This is a genomic window from Alteromonas australica (assembly GCF_000730385.1).
In the GTDB taxonomy this organism is placed as follows: domain Bacteria; phylum Pseudomonadota; class Gammaproteobacteria; order Enterobacterales; family Alteromonadaceae; genus Alteromonas; species Alteromonas australica.
Window position 1 is genome coordinate 1,977,608 of sequence record NZ_CP008849.1, and the last position, 16,558, is coordinate 1,994,165.

Annotated in this window: 11 protein-coding genes; 3 read left to right on the forward strand and 8 right to left on the reverse strand. The window is 46.7% G+C overall.

Annotated elements, in window-relative coordinates; all coding sequences use genetic code 11:
* The first annotated feature begins 3 nt into the window (after positions 1-3).
* The gene (locus EP13_RS08735) at positions 4-1,962 is read left to right on the forward strand and encodes a tetratricopeptide repeat-containing sulfotransferase family protein (RefSeq protein ID WP_044056952.1); all 1,959 of its coding nucleotides are present in this window, start codon (positions 4-6) and stop codon (positions 1,960-1,962) included.
* 45 nt (positions 1,963-2,007) lie between these two features.
* Here the strand turns inward: EP13_RS08735 and ppsR are convergent, their stop codons facing one another.
* Positions 2,008-2,820, reverse strand: coding sequence for a posphoenolpyruvate synthetase regulatory kinase/phosphorylase PpsR (ppsR, locus tag EP13_RS08740; RefSeq protein ID WP_044056953.1), 813 nt, complete (start codon positions 2,818-2,820; stop codon positions 2,008-2,010).
* 270 nt (positions 2,821-3,090) lie between these two features.
* On the opposite strand from ppsR, the gene ppsA reads away from it, so the two are divergent.
* Positions 3,091-5,463 (forward strand): phosphoenolpyruvate synthase, encoded by a 2,373-nt coding sequence (ppsA, locus tag EP13_RS08745; protein WP_044056954.1) that lies wholly within the window; start codon positions 3,091-3,093, stop codon positions 5,461-5,463.
* Positions 5,464-5,537: 74 nt separating this feature from the next.
* Here the strand turns inward: ppsA and EP13_RS08750 are convergent, their stop codons facing one another.
* The 3 genes from EP13_RS08750 to EP13_RS08760 all read right to left on the reverse strand — a co-directional run bounded on the left by EP13_RS08750 (position 5,538) and on the right by EP13_RS08760 (position 8,865).
* Positions 5,538-7,793 carry a xanthine dehydrogenase family protein molybdopterin-binding subunit gene (locus EP13_RS08750; protein ID WP_044056955.1) on the reverse strand — a complete coding sequence of 752 codons (2,256 nt, stop codon included), beginning with the start codon at positions 7,791-7,793 and terminating at the stop codon, positions 5,538-5,540.
* A complete protein-coding gene (locus tag EP13_RS08755; RefSeq protein WP_044056956.1) occupies positions 7,790-8,308 on the reverse strand; it encodes a (2Fe-2S)-binding protein in 519 nt (172 codons plus the stop codon). Before EP13_RS08755 ends, EP13_RS08750 begins: the two co-directional genes overlap by 4 nt.
* Positions 8,309-8,637: 329 nt before the next feature.
* A complete protein-coding gene (locus tag EP13_RS08760; RefSeq protein ID WP_044056957.1) occupies positions 8,638-8,865 on the reverse strand; it encodes a PGPGW domain-containing protein in 228 nt (75 codons plus the stop codon).
* A gap of 282 nt (positions 8,866-9,147) precedes the next feature.
* On the opposite strand from EP13_RS08760, the gene ydiJ reads away from it, so the two are divergent.
* The gene (gene ydiJ, locus EP13_RS08765; protein ID WP_081869480.1) at positions 9,148-12,189 is read left to right on the forward strand and encodes a D-2-hydroxyglutarate dehydrogenase YdiJ; all 3,042 of its coding nucleotides are present in this window, start codon (positions 9,148-9,150) and stop codon (positions 12,187-12,189) included.
* A 69-nt stretch (positions 12,190-12,258) separates the two neighbouring features.
* Here ydiJ and EP13_RS08770 read toward each other — a convergent pair whose 3' ends face one another.
* From EP13_RS08770 to purB, 4 genes are all read right to left on the reverse strand, one after another.
* A complete protein-coding gene (locus tag EP13_RS08770; protein WP_044056959.1) occupies positions 12,259-12,717 on the reverse strand; it encodes a GNAT family N-acetyltransferase in 459 nt (152 codons plus the stop codon).
* Positions 12,718-12,726: 9 nt separating this feature from the next.
* Positions 12,727-13,845 (reverse strand): JmjC domain-containing protein, encoded by a 1,119-nt coding sequence (locus tag EP13_RS08775; protein ID WP_044056960.1) that lies wholly within the window; start codon positions 13,843-13,845, stop codon positions 12,727-12,729.
* A 65-nt stretch (positions 13,846-13,910) separates the two neighbouring features.
* Positions 13,911-15,113, reverse strand: a complete 1,203-nt coding sequence (locus EP13_RS08780; RefSeq protein ID WP_044056961.1) for an adenylate/guanylate cyclase domain-containing protein — start codon at positions 15,111-15,113, stop codon at positions 13,911-13,913.
* Positions 15,114-15,177: 64 nt separating this feature from the next.
* Positions 15,178-16,545 (reverse strand): adenylosuccinate lyase, encoded by a 1,368-nt coding sequence (gene purB, locus EP13_RS08785; RefSeq protein ID WP_044056962.1) that lies wholly within the window; start codon positions 16,543-16,545, stop codon positions 15,178-15,180.
* Positions 16,546-16,558 lie beyond the last annotated feature (13 nt).

Genomic DNA, 16,558 nt, shown 5'->3' on the forward strand with positions numbered 1-16,558 from the left:
GCTATGACATCACAAGATATTCAACAACATATTCAATCCGTTAAGCTCGCACTGCAGCGTTCGCAGTTAACGCAAGCAAACGCCAGCATTCAGCAGTTATTGTCACAGCAACTCACCCAAGCACAACAGGTAGACGTTCTTTACTTAGCGGCTGTTGCCAGCCGGTTAACTGGTCAACATCAAGAAGCGCGTTCTCACATAGATACGTTATTGTCTTTGAGACCAGACCATGGCCGAGCTTATCAAGAGTTAGCCTATAACTATGAAGCACTGAACCAATCTCAAGACGCGGCCACTGCATTTTTTAATGCTACCCACTTTAACCCTGCTTTGGTGAGTAGCTGGAAAAAACTACTGGTTATTTACCAACACCACAATGACAAAGCGGCACAGCAACTAGCCGAAAGCCAACTTGCATACTTACACAGTCTTCCTAGCCCAATTTTAGGGGCATACGACTTAATGTATGAAAAGCAACTCAGCGCGGCAGAGCAGGTTTGTAGGCGGTTTTTATCCCAGCACAAACATCACCCAGAGGCCATGATGCTGCTTGCAGAAATTGGCGTTCAGCTGAAGGTTTATAGTGATGCGGAGTTTCTATTAGAAAGTTGCTGTGAACTTTACCCCGAAAACGAAAGGGCGGGAGCGGCCTACCAAGGATTATTATCTAAATTGGGGAAATTTCCTAAAGCGGTAGAAGTGGCACGCAGGCGACTCGCCAATGCCCCTAACAATAATGCCGTTAAAGGAAGCCTGGCCCATGCGTTAGTTGGCGTAGGTCAATTAGATGAAGCAATAGATATTTACCATAGCGTGTTAGAAGAAAACCCTGATCGCCCATCAATGTGGGTTTCCCTTGGTCACGCATTAAAAGCGAAAGGCGACACTAACGACGCCATTGTGGCTTATGAAACGGCGGCCAAACACAACAAGAGCTTTGGTGATGCCTATTGGAGCCTAGCTAACACGAAAACCTATACCTTTAGTGATGAAATGCTGGCGCAAATGGAGTTGCAGTTGCAAGCATCAAACACCCAGTTAGAGGATGCTATTCATCTTTGTTTTGCTTTGGGTAAAGGGTTTGAAGATAGGGCACAAGCAAGTAAGTCATTTGAGTATTACTGTCGAGGAAACAGCCTTAAAAAACGCACGTTACCTTTTGACATAGCACGCACCGAAGCGGCGCTAGAGGCGCAAGCAGAGGCCTGCGATGAAGCATTAATGAATGAATTTTCTGGCTGCGATGCTCCCGACCCCATATTTATTGTGGGCTTGCCTCGTGCGGGTTCTACCTTGTTAGAGCAGATATTGGCCTCACACTCTATGGTAGATGGCACCATGGAACTACATGATATTTTAAGTATTGCGTCGAGTTTAAGTAATAAAAAGAAGGCCTATCCATACAACCTTGCAGATTTAACAGACGAAGAATGTATCGCATTAGGCGAGCAATACTTGTCGCAAACCCAAGCTTATCGACAAAATGCGCCATTTTTCATTGATAAAATGCCAAATAACTTTGTGCATATAGGGCTTATAAAACGCATTCTTCCTAATGCGAAAATTATTGATGCTAGGCGAAACCCTATGGATTGCTGTTTCAGTGGCTTCAAGCAACTATTTGGTGAAGGTCAGGAATTTAGTTATTCGCTTACCGACATAGGGCGCTATTATCGTGCGTATGAAAAGCTAATGGATCATTGGCACGCAGTGCTGCCAGATTTCATTCTTACCGTACAGCATGAAGATGTGCTGCACGATTTAGAAGGGCAGGTACGTCACATTCTGGCGTTCTGCGGCTTACCGTTTGAACCCGAATGTTTGTCGTTCTATCAGACGAAAAGGGTCATTAAAACCCCAAGCTCTGAACAGGTGCGTCAGCCTATTTATAAAACCGGCATGCAACAATGGAAACCCTTTGAAGCTTACCTGGAGGATTTGAAAGCCATTGTAGGTGAATAACGCAATACGAAGGCTATTCACTTTCGAATAGCCTTCACTGCCTGTTTAGTATTTTCTACGTTTTAACCCTGTTTCTGCGAGAATTTTTGCAGAAATTTCCTCTATGGAGTATTTGGTACTATTGAGAAACGGGATTTTTTCCTTTCGATATAAGTTCTCTACCTCTCGAAGTTCCATTCTACATTGTTGAATGGATGCATACTTGCTGTTAGCGCGGCGCTCAGAACGTATCTGGTGCAGCCTCTCTGCGGCAATGGTTAAACCAAAGAGTTTATGTTTGTAACGGCGAAGGGCTGGGGGGAGTTTTAGCATGTCTCCCATATCATCTTCAGTAAACGGGTAATTTGCGGCTTTGATGCCAAACTGCAGGGCCAAATACAAGCTAGTGGGGGTTTTACCCGACCTAGATACCCCGGTAAGAATAATATCGGCCTCATCATAATCTTTTAAATTACTGCCATCGTCATTAGCAAGAGCGTAATTTACTGCTTCAATTCGAATATCGTAAGTGGTTTCATGAATGCTATGGGTGCGATGTTTCTCTGGTTTTGAGGGCACACCTAGCACTTTTTCCAGTGGAGCAACGAATTGATCGAGGAAATTATAATTAATCCCTACAGACTTAGCGATTATTTTGCGCACATCTACATTCACAATTGTATAAAAAACGAGCGGGCGTTCTCCGGTATCTTGAAAACTTTCAGATATTTTCTCTAACACCTTTTGTGCGTGTTCCTCAGTTTCAACAAATGGAATGGTGTTGTGATTGAATTCTACAGGGAAGAGGGAAAGCAGGGCGTGGCCAAACACCTCGGCGGTGATGGCAGTACCATCAGAAATATAAAAAGCTGTGCGCACAACAATTCCTTAACAATGTCGTAATTTAATTACAAAAGTAATAAAAGTTTTACTTTATGATTTTTCTCATTCTAAGATGATTTTGTCGAAAAGCTACTGCGTTGTTATTTCTGTCGTAGGTAACCACATGGTTTTGGGCAGTTTACGCAGGCGAGTTCGGTAATATTTACGGTTGGTAAATACGAAAAAATTAATCTATTTCAGGCAATAAAACAGACAAGGTCTGAAATTAACCTCATACCCTACACAAAAAAGCTGGAGGCTTGGGCTGTGCAAGAATACGTACTTTGGTATCAAGAACTGGGAATGCATGATGTAGGTCGCGTGGGCGGCAAAAATGCATCATTAGGCGAGATGATTTCGAACCTAGCGAACGCAGGTGTGCAGGTGCCAGGTGGCTTTGCAACGACCGCCGAGGCATTTAATGAGTTTTTAGAGCAAAGTGGGCTAGAAGCTAAAATCCACGACGTACTCGATTCTCTTGACGTTGATGACATAAACGCACTGACTGAGGCGGGTAATAATATTCGCCAGTGGATTATCGACACACCTTTTCAACCTCAACTAGAAGACGCTATAAAAGACGCCTTTGTTACCCTACAAGGCGATGCTGGCGACGAAGCGTCATTTGCTGTTCGTTCATCAGCCACCGCGGAAGATATGCCTGATGCTTCATTTGCAGGGCAGCAAGAAACCTTTCTAAACGTAAAAGGTTACGAAGCGGTATTAGTGGCCATTAAGCATGTATTTGCGTCTTTGTTTAACGACCGCGCTATTTCGTACCGTGTCCACCAAGGCTACGACCATAAAGGGGTGGCGTTGTCTGCGGGCATTCAACGTATGGTGCGCAGTGACATTGCCTCATCAGGGGTTATGTTCACCATCGACACTGAGTCGGGCTTTGAAGATGTTGTGTTCATCACCAGCTCTTATGGGTTAGGCGAAATGGTGGTACAGGGGGCGGTCAACCCGGATGAGTTTTATGTACACAAACCTACCCTTGATAAAGGGTTACCTGCCATTGTACGCCGCAACTTAGGCAGCAAGTTGGTGAAAATGGTGTACTCCGACGACCAAGCTCACGGCAAGCAAGTGTCTATTGTTGATATTGATGCCGCCGAAGGCAAAACCTTCTCGTTAACCGACGATGAAGTTATGGAGCTAGCGAAGCAGGCTCAAATTATTGAAAAGCACTATGCACGCCCCATGGACATTGAATGGGCGAAAGATGGTGTCGACGGTAAGCTTTACATTGTTCAGGCGCGTCCAGAAACCGTACGCAGCCGTGAAGACTCGCAAAGCATTGAACGCTTTCAGTTAAAAGGCCAAAGCAACGTTGTAGTAGAAGGTCGAGCCATTGGTCACAAAATTGGGGCTGGTGTCGCCAAGGTGCTAGATTCCATTGAAGAAATGGACAAAATTCAGGTTGGCGATGTGCTGGTTACCGACATGACCGACCCTGATTGGGAGCCCATTATGAAAAAGGCTTCTGCCATCGTAACAAACCGTGGTGGTCGTACTTGCCACGCGGCTATTATTGCCCGGGAACTTGGTATCCCTGCTGTTGTGGGTTGCGGTAACGCCACCGACAATATTAAAACTGGCGATAAAATTACCGTGTCATGCGCTGAAGGCGATACAGGGTACATCTACGGCGATGAGTTAGAGTTTGACGTTGTTACCTCGCGTATCGATGCCATGCCAGACTTACCTCTTAAAGTGATGATGAACGTAGGTAACCCCGATCGTGCATTCGATTTTGCACGCTTGCCTAGTGCTGGCGTGGGCTTAGCGCGTCTAGAGTTCATTATCAACCGAATGATAGGTGTGCACCCCAAAGCCTTGTTAAATTTCGACAGCCAGCCCGAAGAGCTGAAAGATGAAATTAACGACATGATTGCAGGGTATGCGTCGCCAACGGAATACTACATTGAAAAACTGGTTGAAGGTATTTCAACCATAGGCGCAGCTTTCGCCCCCGAAAAAGTCATTGTTCGTATGTCTGATTTTAAGTCTAACGAATATTTCAATTTGGTGGGCGGTTATCAGTATGAGCCTGATGAAGAAAACCCAATGCTGGGTTTCCGTGGTGCTAGCCGCTATATTTCGGAAGACTTCCGAGACTGCTTCGCTTTAGAATGTGAAGCTATTAAGCGGGTGCGAAACAACATGGGTCTAACCAATGTTGAGATAATGATCCCCTTCGTGAGAACGCTGGAAGAAGGGCGAAAAGTTATTGAGTTGCTAGAAGAGCAAGGGCTTAAGAAAGGGGACAAAGGGCTTCGTATCATCATGATGTGTGAGCTGCCGTCAAATGCGCTGTTAGCCGACCAATTCTTAGATATCTTCGATGGATTCTCTATTGGCTCTAACGACTTAACGCAATTAACGCTGGGTTTAGACCGTGACAGTGGACTAATAGCACATTTGTTTGATGAACGTGATGAAGCCGTTAAAGCCTTACTTTCAATGGCCATCCGAGCGGCAAAGAAACGCGGTAAATACGTAGGTATTTGTGGTCAAGGCCCATCGGATCACGAAGACTTTGCAGCCTGGTTAGTGGAAGAAGGTATCGACTCTGTGTCATTAAACCCCGATACGGTAGTAGAAACCTGGTTATATCTTGCTGAAAAGCATAATTAATTAACCTTAATGTCTAAAAAAAACCGCGCTCGATACTCCATCGAACGCGGTTTTTTATTGTTCGGGTTAAAGGGCTAGGCCTTTAATTGATCGCCAATGGGCAACTGCCTAATACGCTTGCCACAAGCCGCAAATATGGCGTTACACAAAGCAGGCGCGAACACTGGCGTAGCAGGCTCGCCTACACCGGCAGGAGGCGCATCACTGTCAATCACTTCTACGTCTACCTCTAGCGGGGCGTCACTCATACGTGGCACTCGGTAGTTGTGGAAGTTACTTTGTTGTGCTCGACCATTGTCAAAGGTAATGCCGTCACTCAACGCCGCGGTTAAGCCAAATATTGACCCCCCTTGAACCTGATTTTTCACTGTGTCAGTGTTGACCACTGTGCCTGCATCAATGGCTGACCACGCCTTTATAATGTTAAGGTCGCCCTGTTCAGAAACTTCAACTTCCACCACGGTGGCAACATACGTTAAGAAGCTGCGGTGAGCAGCAATACCCAAACCTCGCCCTTTCGGTAGCGTACGTCCCCATTTAGCCATCGCGGACACTTTTTCAATAACATGGCGTAAACGGCCAATATCTAGGGGATAATCCGCCTTGTCGGCGCCGTAGTTATCGTATTCTGCGCCTTGTTCCGTCACATCCACAATACGGTCTGGTCCAATCGTTTTCAGCAAATAGTCTTTTTGATCCTCACCCGCCTTGTGAGCGGCCTCAGCAATAAAAGACTGTATGGCAAACGCATGGAAAATATTAGATACCGAGCGCATCCAGCCAACCCGCACTTTGGCCTCTGCATTGCCCACTTCCAATTTTAAGTTTGGCGTATTAATGGGGTTGTCGGTAAAGCCAAGACGCAGTTCAAGGCTCATTGGCGCGTTAGCACCTGGTTGAAATAAACCGGCAATAGGTGAAAATGCCGTGCGATGTAGATAAGCATCAATGGCGCCATTTTCGTCTAATGTGGCTTCAACATGCTGCGCAGATACGGCGTGATAAAACCCATGTTGAATGTCATCTTCCCGTGTCCATTGCACACGAATGGCCTGGCCTGTTTTCATTGACAGATAAGCAGCTTCCGCAGAAAAGTCAGGCTTTGATTTACGCCCAAACCCGCCGCCTAACAAGGTGACGTTAACGGTGACCTTATCTTGCTCAATACCCAGCATGGCTGCCACTGTGGCCATGTCTGCCTGTGGGTTTTGTGTGGCAGCCCATATCTCAACGGCACCGTTGCTAAAAAGAGCAGTGGCGCAGGGCGGCTCCATCGGCGCCTGAGCTAAATGGGGGACATAATAATCGGCCATCAGTTTATCATCGGCGTTGTTCAGCCGAGCTAATGCATCCCCTTTTTCTCTAACATGAGATTGTGGACTATTGACCGTGTCTAACAGTTGTTGTTTGAACGCGTCAGAATTGTAGCTGCCATTTGCACCATCATTCCATTCTACTTTGAGTGCTTTACGGCCTTGCCAAGCCGCCCAGGTGTTGTTGGCTATAACCGCTACACCGCCTTTGGGTTGAAATTGTAGCGCGCCCTTAGGCGCGGGAATTTCAACCACATCAACCACGCCTTTAATGGCTTTTGCCGCGGCACTGTCTACATTTTTAATGGTGCCGCCAACCACTGGTGGGCGTAAAATCACTGCCACCAGAGCACTAGGTGTACGTACATCGGCGGCAAAGGTTGCTTTACCCGTTACAATATCGTGCAAATCAATATGGGCCATACCCGTATTAATATAACGCCATTCACTTTTGTCCTTCAGAGGGATTTCTTCTGAGACTGGAGGCGTGAAGGTAAGTGCATCGGCAACAAGTTCTTTGTAACTCAGGGTTTTACCCGAGGTATGGGTAACCTTATGTTGCACTGCGGAACAAGTATCAGGCGCAACGCCCCATCTTGCTGCTGCCGCATGCTGCATCATATAGCGGACACTTGCGCCCATTTCTCTTAAGCGCTGCATGTTGTAGCGGATACTACGTGAGCCGTCAGTGTTTTGATCGCCGTACTTAGGGTCGCCCTTGCCTTGGATAACCTTTACCATGTTCCAATCGGCTTCCATCTCATCTGCCACAATTTGCGCAATGGCGGTACGAATTTGCTGGCCCATTTCAGAACGGTGGCACGTTACTTCAACCACACCATCAGGGCGCAGTGCAACAAAAAGGTTGGCTTGTCTGGCGTCATTGGCAGGCTGTGCCAATACGCCGGCTAATACCCGCGGCGCGGCGCCCATAAAGTAGGTGCCCATTACCAGTGCGCCAGCGGCGGCTGAGGTTTTCAAGAAGCGACGTCGATTCATGTCGAAATACTGGCTCATGCTTCTTCTCCCAGGGTGTCAGGCGTGAAGTAATTCACCCCTGATTTACCCGATGTGCTCACTGTCATCGACTTTGCCGCCGATTTAATGGCTTTATGTATACGGGGGTAGGTACCACAACGGCAAATATTGCCCGACATATTTTGAACAATTTCTTCGTCACTGGGATTTGGGTTGCTGGATAATAAACTGGCTGCTTGCATCATCTGGCCACATTGACAGAAGCCGCACTGGGGCACTTTGTGTTCAACCCAAGCTTGCTGAACGGGATGATCGCCATCGGCACTTAGGCCTTCAATGGTGGTAATGGCTTTTCCTGCCACCGCAGAAAGAGGTAATACACAAGAACGCTGTGCCATGCCATCAATATGAACGGTACACGCACCGCATTGTGCCATGCCGCAGCCAAATTTAGGGCCAGTTAAATTAAGTTCGTCGCGTAAGTACCAAAGGACGGGCGTAGTGGGGTCGCCAGCAAATTCACGTGTTTCACCGTTAACGGTAAACGTTACCATGGTTGAGTCTCCATTTTTTGCCATTTTGCCGGACTAAGCCCGGGCTAAATGACGTATTTGCCTGTTCGAAATAAAGCGCCAGCCATGTTTTTTATTTTATGCAGCTGTAGCATTAGCCTAAAAGTTAGCATGAATTAGGGTAATGAACATGAAGTTAAGATTAATCTAGCGGCGCGTGCGATAAAGAGTGCACTATAAAAGGTGGAAAGTTGAGTCGTTTGCAGGAATAGGCAATAGATAAGCAGGATAAGACAACAGGATGAGTCACACGTTGTGACTGGCAGCACGCATCAACGGGGAAACGGCTGCCCATTAAGAAGGGTTAAACCCTAACACTTTTTTCGACTAAGCTTACGCAATAAGAAGAAGCGGTCGAGCTTTTTCGCGCCAACCGACATGGTGCTTTGACTATACTTGAGCCAGCCTCGCGCTCGCGGCCAATCGTAACTTAGCAGCATTAACCCACTAATAACGAGTAAAATAGAACCGGGCAGTAGAGTGAGTACGATGCCAGCAATAAAAAGTAACCCACCTAGAGTAAGCCGAACAATCTTCATGCTTGTATCCCTTTCAATGATATCTGCAAATGCAGCATGTTATTAACATAAAGTGTGTAGTAAAAACCGGAAAAAGCCAATGAATAAAGTGTAAAAGAATGTATGGATTTGTCAGGCGCAGGTATCTCAAAGCGTCACTGCCAAATAGGTTGGTTGTTGGAAAGTGCTAAATAGGACTAGCTTATAGCAATAAACCCCATGAAAATTGTTTAATTGTATAGAGGGAAAATCACGGCTTGGTTATACTAAGCCATCTACGCATTTCCCAGAGGTTGTATTGCATTGAGTTTGCCACGAGTCGCGCCCCAGCAAAGTCTTTTAGAACACTATCAAGCGTACATAAACGCACTTTCCGCATCTTCGTTTAAAGGCGATATTGAATACAGTTACGCCAGTCGGCTGGCGGTCGCTACAGACAACTCGGTTTACCAGAAGCTTCCCCAGGCGGTAGTTTTTCCTACCTGTGTTGAAGATCTAAAGCTTATTGGCGAGTTGGTGAAAGCACATCCTCTGGTGCGTTTTTCTGCCCGCGGTGGCGGTACCGGCACAAACGGACAAAGTCTTACCGACGGTATTGTGGTAGATGTGTCTCGCCATATGAATAAAGTGCTAGAAATTAATGTTGAAGAACAATGGGTGAGGGTGCAAGCCGGGGTGGTCAAAGATGCCCTAAACGATGCATTACGCCCCCACGGCTTTTTCTTTTCTCCAGATTTATCTACGAGTAATCGCGCTACCGTTGGCGGAATGATAAATACTGACGCCTCTGGTCAAGGCTCTTTGGTGTACGGAAAAACCAGCGATCACGTGTTAGGGCTAACCTCGGTACTCGCCAATGGTGAAGTGCTCCACACGTCGCCAATGTCGGTCGATGAAGCCAAAGCCCGCGCCGAAAATACCGATGGTTATGGCCGTATTCTTTCTCAAGTGCTTGAAACTTGCGTGGGTAAGCGCCAAGCCATTGTGGAAAAATTCCCACGATTAAATCGCTTTTTAACGGGTTACGATTTAGAACACGCTTATGATGAGGCTAATGTGAGTATCGATGTTAGCCGTTTAATTGCGGGCTCGGAAGGCTCTTTAGCGATGGTGGCAGAGGCAAAGCTTTCCCTGACGCCAATTGCGACGCACAAAGCCTTAGTGAACATTAAATATGACTCTTTTGAATCGGCATTACGTCATGCGCCTGCGATGGTGGCGGCCAACGCGACATCAGTAGAAACGGTAGATTCCAAGGTACTTAACCTAGCAAAGACAGACATTATTTGGCATTCCATTGCAGATCTCATCACTGATATTCCTAACAAAGACATGTTAGGCCTCAACATGGTGGAATATAACAGTAATGATGAAGGGGAGATAAAAGCCCGAATTGCAGAGTTGGAAGCCAGGCTAACCAAAGCCGCTGAAACAGGTGAAGGCGGCGTCATTGGTTATCAGGTGACGTTTAACAAAGCCGATATAGGTCGGATTTATGCTATGCGTAAAAAGGCAGTAGGGCTGTTAGGGAAAACCAAAGGTGCACAAAAGCCCATAGCCTTTGCCGAAGACACAGCGGTTCCCCCTGAAAACCTTGCCGACTTTATAATGGCATTTAGAGCGCTTCTTGATAGCCATGGCCTTCAATATGGGATGTTTGGCCATGTTGACGCGGGCGTATTGCATGTTCGCCCGGCACTCGATTTATGCGACGTTGAACAAGAAAAACTCATGCATCAAATTTCTGATGAAGTGGTAGCGTTAGTCGCGAAATACGGTGGCCTCATGTGGGGCGAGCACGGTAAAGGTTACCGAAGCGAATACGGACCCGCTTTTTTCGGAGAGTCTTTGTTCACAGAACTGCGTAAAATAAAGACCGCGTTCGATCCGCTCAATAAAATGAACCCCGGTAAAATTTGTACGCCTTTAAATAGTCAGGATGAGCTGGTTAAAGTCAGTGACACCAAACGTGCTACGTTTGATAGAACTATTCCTGTGGCTTTTAAGCAGGCGTTCGCGCCGGCCATGGAGTGCAATGGTAACGGCCTGTGCTTCAATTACGACACCACATCACCCATGTGCCCGTCTAGCAAGGTAACTCGTGACCGACGTCATAGCCCTAAGGGACGGGCTGGGTTAATTAGAGAGTGGATCCGCTTATTGGGGAAAGAAGGTGTAGACACCCATGCCTTAAGTGCTGAGCAATTTGATACCTCGTTTTGGCAGCGATTCCAAAACAGCCGTAACAAACAGAATCAAGATGACTTTTCCCATGAAGTGCTAGATGCAATGAACGGTTGCTTGGCGTGTAAGTCGTGCTCCAGCCAATGCCCTGTGAAAGTAGATGTGCCTGAATTTAGGGCCACATTTTTGTCTATTTATTATCAGAGATATATGCGCCCAGCCAAGGATTATCTTGTTGCCAATATAGAGCGTATGGCACCGATTATGGCGAAAGTGCCCGGCCTGGTAAATGTGTTTTTGAAAGCACCTTGGATGCAGCGCGCCATCGAGAAAACGGTGGGTTACGTTGATACACCCATATTGTCTCAACCGCCGTTAACCCAGCGGGTGGAAGCTAAGGTAACACAATATAACTATGATGCTTTACGTGGCTTAAGCGAAACGCAAAAGGCAAACACAGTATTGATAGTGCAAGACCCTTTTACCAGTTTTTATGACGCCAGCGTGGTGGAAGACTACGTGTCATTAGTAAGTGCGCTAGGTTTTACCCCAGTGTTGCTACCCTTTAAGCCCAATGGTAAACCTGAACACGTCAAAGGCTTTTTGTCGCGCTTTGCAAAAACAGCAAAAAACACCGCTGAATTTCTAAACGAAGTGGCATCACTTAACATTCCCATGGTGGGCGTCGATGCCTCTTTAGTGCTGTGCTACCGTGATGAATATGTGAAAACCTTGGGAGAGGCCCGTGGCGATTTTCATGTGCTTACCGTGAATGAATGGCTAGCCATGGTGCCAGACTCAACATTTGCTAATGTAAGCAAGGGCGCACAGAAGCCATTGGCTCTGCTAAGTCACTGTACTGAAAAAACGGCAATGCCAGCCTCAGAAAAAGACTGGCAGGCTATTTTTGCTAAAGTAGGCCAGCCTGTTGATATTGTGGCGGTAGGGTGTTGTGGTATGGCTGGTACATACGGCCATGAAGCCGAGCAAAAAGAAAAGTCTTTAGCGATTTATGGTTTAAGTTGGGAACAAGCGCTTAAACAGTATCCGCAAGACGCCATTATGGCCACGGGCTATTCTTGTCGTAGTCAGGTTGCCAGAATAGAGCAGTTTAAGCCTCGTCATCCGCTACAGTGTTTACTTGCGGTATTACAACAATAAGCACACATCAGGGATGGCAAAAGCCAGCGTTTGGCGATTAGCATTGAAACCCCTCACGCTGACATGCAGTTAATGCATTTGGGATACATCAGGCAAAGGAAAACGTTCAGCAGGGCAGCACATACGCTGCCTTGGTATACCGCCGTCCATAAATACCTTACCGTCGGGCTTAAACCCTAGTTGACTGTGATAAGACACACTATCTAAAGAAAGGTTAACGCGAAGGGTGGCGAGGCGCTGCTTTTTTGCGATATCAATGAGTGCCGCGAAAAGTGCGCGGTACACACTCAAGTGGCGGTGATTGCGCTTAACCGCAATGCGGCCAATTTCGCCGCATTGGGTTAATCTGCCGGTGGCGATGGGCGTATTGTTTTCCGCTACCACCAGCACATGGAACGCGTTTTTATCGCGCTCGTCAAATTCGCTATCTGGTGACAATTGCCACTCTAATACGAAGACATGTTCCCTTAGTGCCTTAAGTCGACTTTGATTCCGTTCCCAATCAACGTTTTCGATGGTAAACGACATAGTGAATATTTATGCTTCCAACCATTCCCAGTAGCCCTTATTAATGAGTGTAGTTAAGGTTTCTAAAAAAGCAAAACTGGGTGGTTTTTCATGCATGTTCACGTCAATTATGTGGGAGTTTAGCAAAAGTTCCACCCATGCCTTGTCGTCGGGCTGAAAATCAAACCTTTCACCGTTAACGTAAAAATAGTCAGCGTGTGGCAAATCTGTCATCATTCCTCTCACGCCAGGGGCACTTGCCAGCGGCGCACCGGTTAGGAAGGCTTGTTCAATATCGTCACGGGTATACAATTCTTCGGGGGGATATTCTGGCAACCCTTGTTCACTTAAACTCGCCAGCATGGCATGGGTGAAATGGTCACTTTCAATACAGGCGATGAGTTGCTGCTTTAATTGCGTTATCTCTTTTTGCGTAAGCGTAGCCGGTAACACTGAGGGGGCACGATTAGGATCAGTGTACATGTCATTGCCTTCACCGGTTTCCAACATAAACGACAGACTATCTGCCAGTTGATGGCTATCAGGCGCTCTAAAACCAACCGAATAAGTCAGGCAGTCTTCAAGGGCGACACCATCGTGGGGCCACCCAGGGGGAATATAAAGCACATCACCGGGTTGCAATACTTCATCTATCACTGGCTCAAACCCCGGTATTTGCTTTAATTTAGGGTGGGGGAATATATCCTCATAATGGCCAGGGGCACCTACACGCCAGCGCCTGCTCCCTTTACCTTGCACTAAAAACACATCGTATTGATCGATATGTGCACCTACACCCGCGCCTTCAGTGGCAAAACTTACCATTAAGTCATCTAAGCGCCAGTGTGGCAAAAAGCGAAAAGGTTCAAATACGGGCGCTACATCATGTATGTATCTGTCTACCCCTTGAACAAGCAGAGTCCAACTGCCTACACACGCGCGAGTGAAATCACTAATAGGCCCTTGTTCAACATCCCATTGACCGTCGAGGTAACGGATAATTCGGCTATCAACCTCTTCTTCTTGTGCCAACCCAGCAAGGTCGTGCTCATCAATAGGATCGTTAAAGGAAGAAAATAAGCCGCGGATCACCACTGGCTTCTGTTGCCAAAAATGAGAAAGAAAGTGTTGAATATCGAACGTGTGCATAGCAAAACCTATAGTAAACAAGGTGGGTATTATGAGCCATAGAAAGCGGGCTTGCCACCATAGACTTAAGCTTGGGGTATGAAACGGCGGTACGCATTCAGTACACCTATCTTCGATGCTACCTGAGTGTGCTCGAAGCAAGGCTTAAGATGGCGAGGTAATAACGAATAACTGCTAGGGCAAAGTAGCACAGTATTGCCTTCGCTAGCCTGTTCTAACATGGCGGCCAAGTTTACCGTTTTACCCCACACATCGAATGTGCCATGTTGGCGATTTGGCATACCTGCTGTTACTGCGCCAGTGGCAATGCCTAACCGCAAGTAACAAGGCCATTGTTGTTGGTGACATATCACTTGAAACCGTTTCTGCGCGTAAACGGCGAAGTTTTGCATATTCGCGATATGTTGGGACTGGCGCGTTGCAGCGGTGTTTAGTTCGTCTGTTTCGTTAACCTTACCGGCGATACCACATATTGCCATGTACTCGTCGCCATTGGTTTTGAGCGGAAACACGTCATACGTTGGCGATACACTGTCTAATGCTGCGTAAAATCGGTCTAAGGTATCGATGACCTTTAATTCGCCATGGCGTGCAACCAGTTGTTGATAGTCCTTTACGTCGGCAAAAAGCACGCAGCAGAAATTGAAATGTTGCCGGTTCTGGTCACCTGTGGGCGAATGAAATAAAACCTGAATGGCCGGAGTAGACTGAATTAACAATGACTTGGCGTGCTGGTATTGGGTTTTAAGTTGCCACCACTGTTTAGCATTGTGTCGATAGGTTGCGATGGACACGGCAACGCAGGTTAGGGTGAGGGTAATACTGTTACCCCTACGTACCGCCAATAGCCAGCCTTCAAGTGCGTGGCTCAAATATAAGTCTAACGTACAAAAACTAACGGCATATAGCAGTGCCCATAGCATGCGTTCTCGCTGTTCAAACGAATGGAAAAAATACGCGCAGCACAAACAGCCCACTAACAAAAAATGCTGAATATAAACGTCTTGCGACCACAGTAATGTGGCAAACACGAGGTAAGAATAGTATCCAAAAAGTAAGCATGTTCTTGCCATTGGTATTTGTTTGTTAAGGCTAAATAGGACAGCCAACAAAGCGATAAGCAAATGCGCCAGTAAATTAAGCCAAACTAGAGGGTGAGGGGCATAGCGGATAAGTAGGGGAAGTTGCAAGCATAGCCCCATACAAAATAGCAAACTGGTGGTGGTTAATAAGGGCTTAAGTTTTATTGTGTGGATGTGAGTGGCCATGCTTGTCTCATAAAAAAAGCGCGGTTGAGTCCGCGCTTTTTATAGTAAGACAGTTAGCCGAGGCTTATAACTGATCTACAAGCCTGATTGCATCACCAATGTAGTTTGCTGGGCTGAGTGCTTTTAACTCGGCTTTCGCGGTGTCTGGCATATCAAGGTTGTCAATGAATTGTGCAATGACTTGTGCATTGACTTTTTTGCCACGGGTAAGCTCTTTAAGCTTCTCGTAAGGCTTTTCAATGCCGTAGCGACGCATAACGGTTTGAATAGGCTCTGCAAGTAGCTCCCAGTTATTGTCTAATTCATCAAGCAAGCTTTTTTCGTTAACTTCTAACTTGCTAATGCCTTTTAACGTGGCTTGATACGCTATAACCGCATAACCAACGCCAACGCCTAAGTTACGTAGCACAGTAGAATCTGTTAGGTCACGTTGCCAGCGAGAAATAGGGAGTTTCGCCGCTAAGTGATCGAAAATCGCGTTAGCGAGCCCCAAGTTTCCTTCCGAATTCTCGAAATCGATAGGGTTAACTTTGTGTGGCATGGTAGAAGAACCAATTTCACCGGCAATGGTTTTTTGCTTGAAATGACCAAGCGCTATATAACCCCATACATCTCTATCGAAATCGATAAGAATGGTGTTAAAGCGCGCGACGGCGTCGAACAACTCGGCAATATAGTCGTGAGGTTCAATCTGGGTGGTAAACGGGTTCCAGGTAAGGCCTAAAGAAGTGACAAACTTCTCCGACACGCTATGCCAATCTACGTCGGCATAGGCTGAAAGGTGCGCGTTGTAGTTTCCTACTGCCCCGTTAATTTTACCCAATAGCTCAACGTTAGCGATTTGAGCACGTTGACGCTTCAAACGCATAGCCACGTTAGCCATTTCTTTACCCATGGTGGTAGGCGAAGCAGGCTGACCGTGTGTACGTGCCATCATAGGGATGTCGCGGTAGGCTTTCGCAAGCGCTGTTAGGGCATCAATTAGCTTGTCACAGTAGGGTAGGATAACTGTGTCACGGGCTTCGGTAAGCATAAGACCGTGAGAAAGGTTGTTAATGTCTTCAGAGGTACACGCGAAATGAATGAACTCATTTACCGCCGACAGTTCACTGTTATTTGCCACCTTCTCTTTTAAAAAGTACTCAACCGCTTTTACATCGTGGTTGGTGGTACGTTCAATCTCTTTGATGCGCATAGCGTCATCCACACTGAAATTTGCCACAATGGCATCTAGCAATGCGTTTGAGCTGTCTGAAAACCCAGGAACTTCTTCAATTTGCGGATTTGACGACAGCATTTGTAGCCAACGTACTTCTACTTCAACACGGTATTTCAGTAAGCCGTACTCGCTAAAAATGCTGCGTAATTCAACGCTTTTACCGGCATATCGACCATCAACAGGGGAAATTGCAGTTAACTGACTCAGTTCCACCTTAAGCTCCTTA

Excerpts from the sequence above, each read along its gene's own strand:
- EP13_RS08735 (WP_044056952.1), top strand. The coding sequence starts at position 4 with ATGACATCACAAGATATTCAACAACATATTCAATCCGTTAAGCTCGCA.
- EP13_RS08750 (WP_044056955.1), bottom strand. The coding sequence starts at position 7,793 with ATGAGCCAGTATTTCGACATGAATCGACGTCGCTTCTTGAAAACCTCA.
- EP13_RS08755 (WP_044056956.1), bottom strand. The coding sequence starts at position 8,308 with ATGGTAACGTTTACCGTTAACGGTGAAACACGTGAATTTGCTGGCGAC.
- EP13_RS08760 (WP_044056957.1), bottom strand. The coding sequence starts at position 8,865 with ATGAAGATTGTTCGGCTTACTCTAGGTGGGTTACTTTTTATTGCTGGC.
- EP13_RS08770 (WP_044056959.1), bottom strand. The coding sequence starts at position 12,717 with ATGTCGTTTACCATCGAAAACGTTGATTGGGAACGGAATCAAAGTCGA.
- EP13_RS08775 (WP_044056960.1), bottom strand. The coding sequence starts at position 13,845 with ATGCACACGTTCGATATTCAACACTTTCTTTCTCATTTTTGGCAACAG.
- EP13_RS08780 (WP_044056961.1), bottom strand. The coding sequence starts at position 15,113 with ATGGCCACTCACATCCACACAATAAAACTTAAGCCCTTATTAACCACC.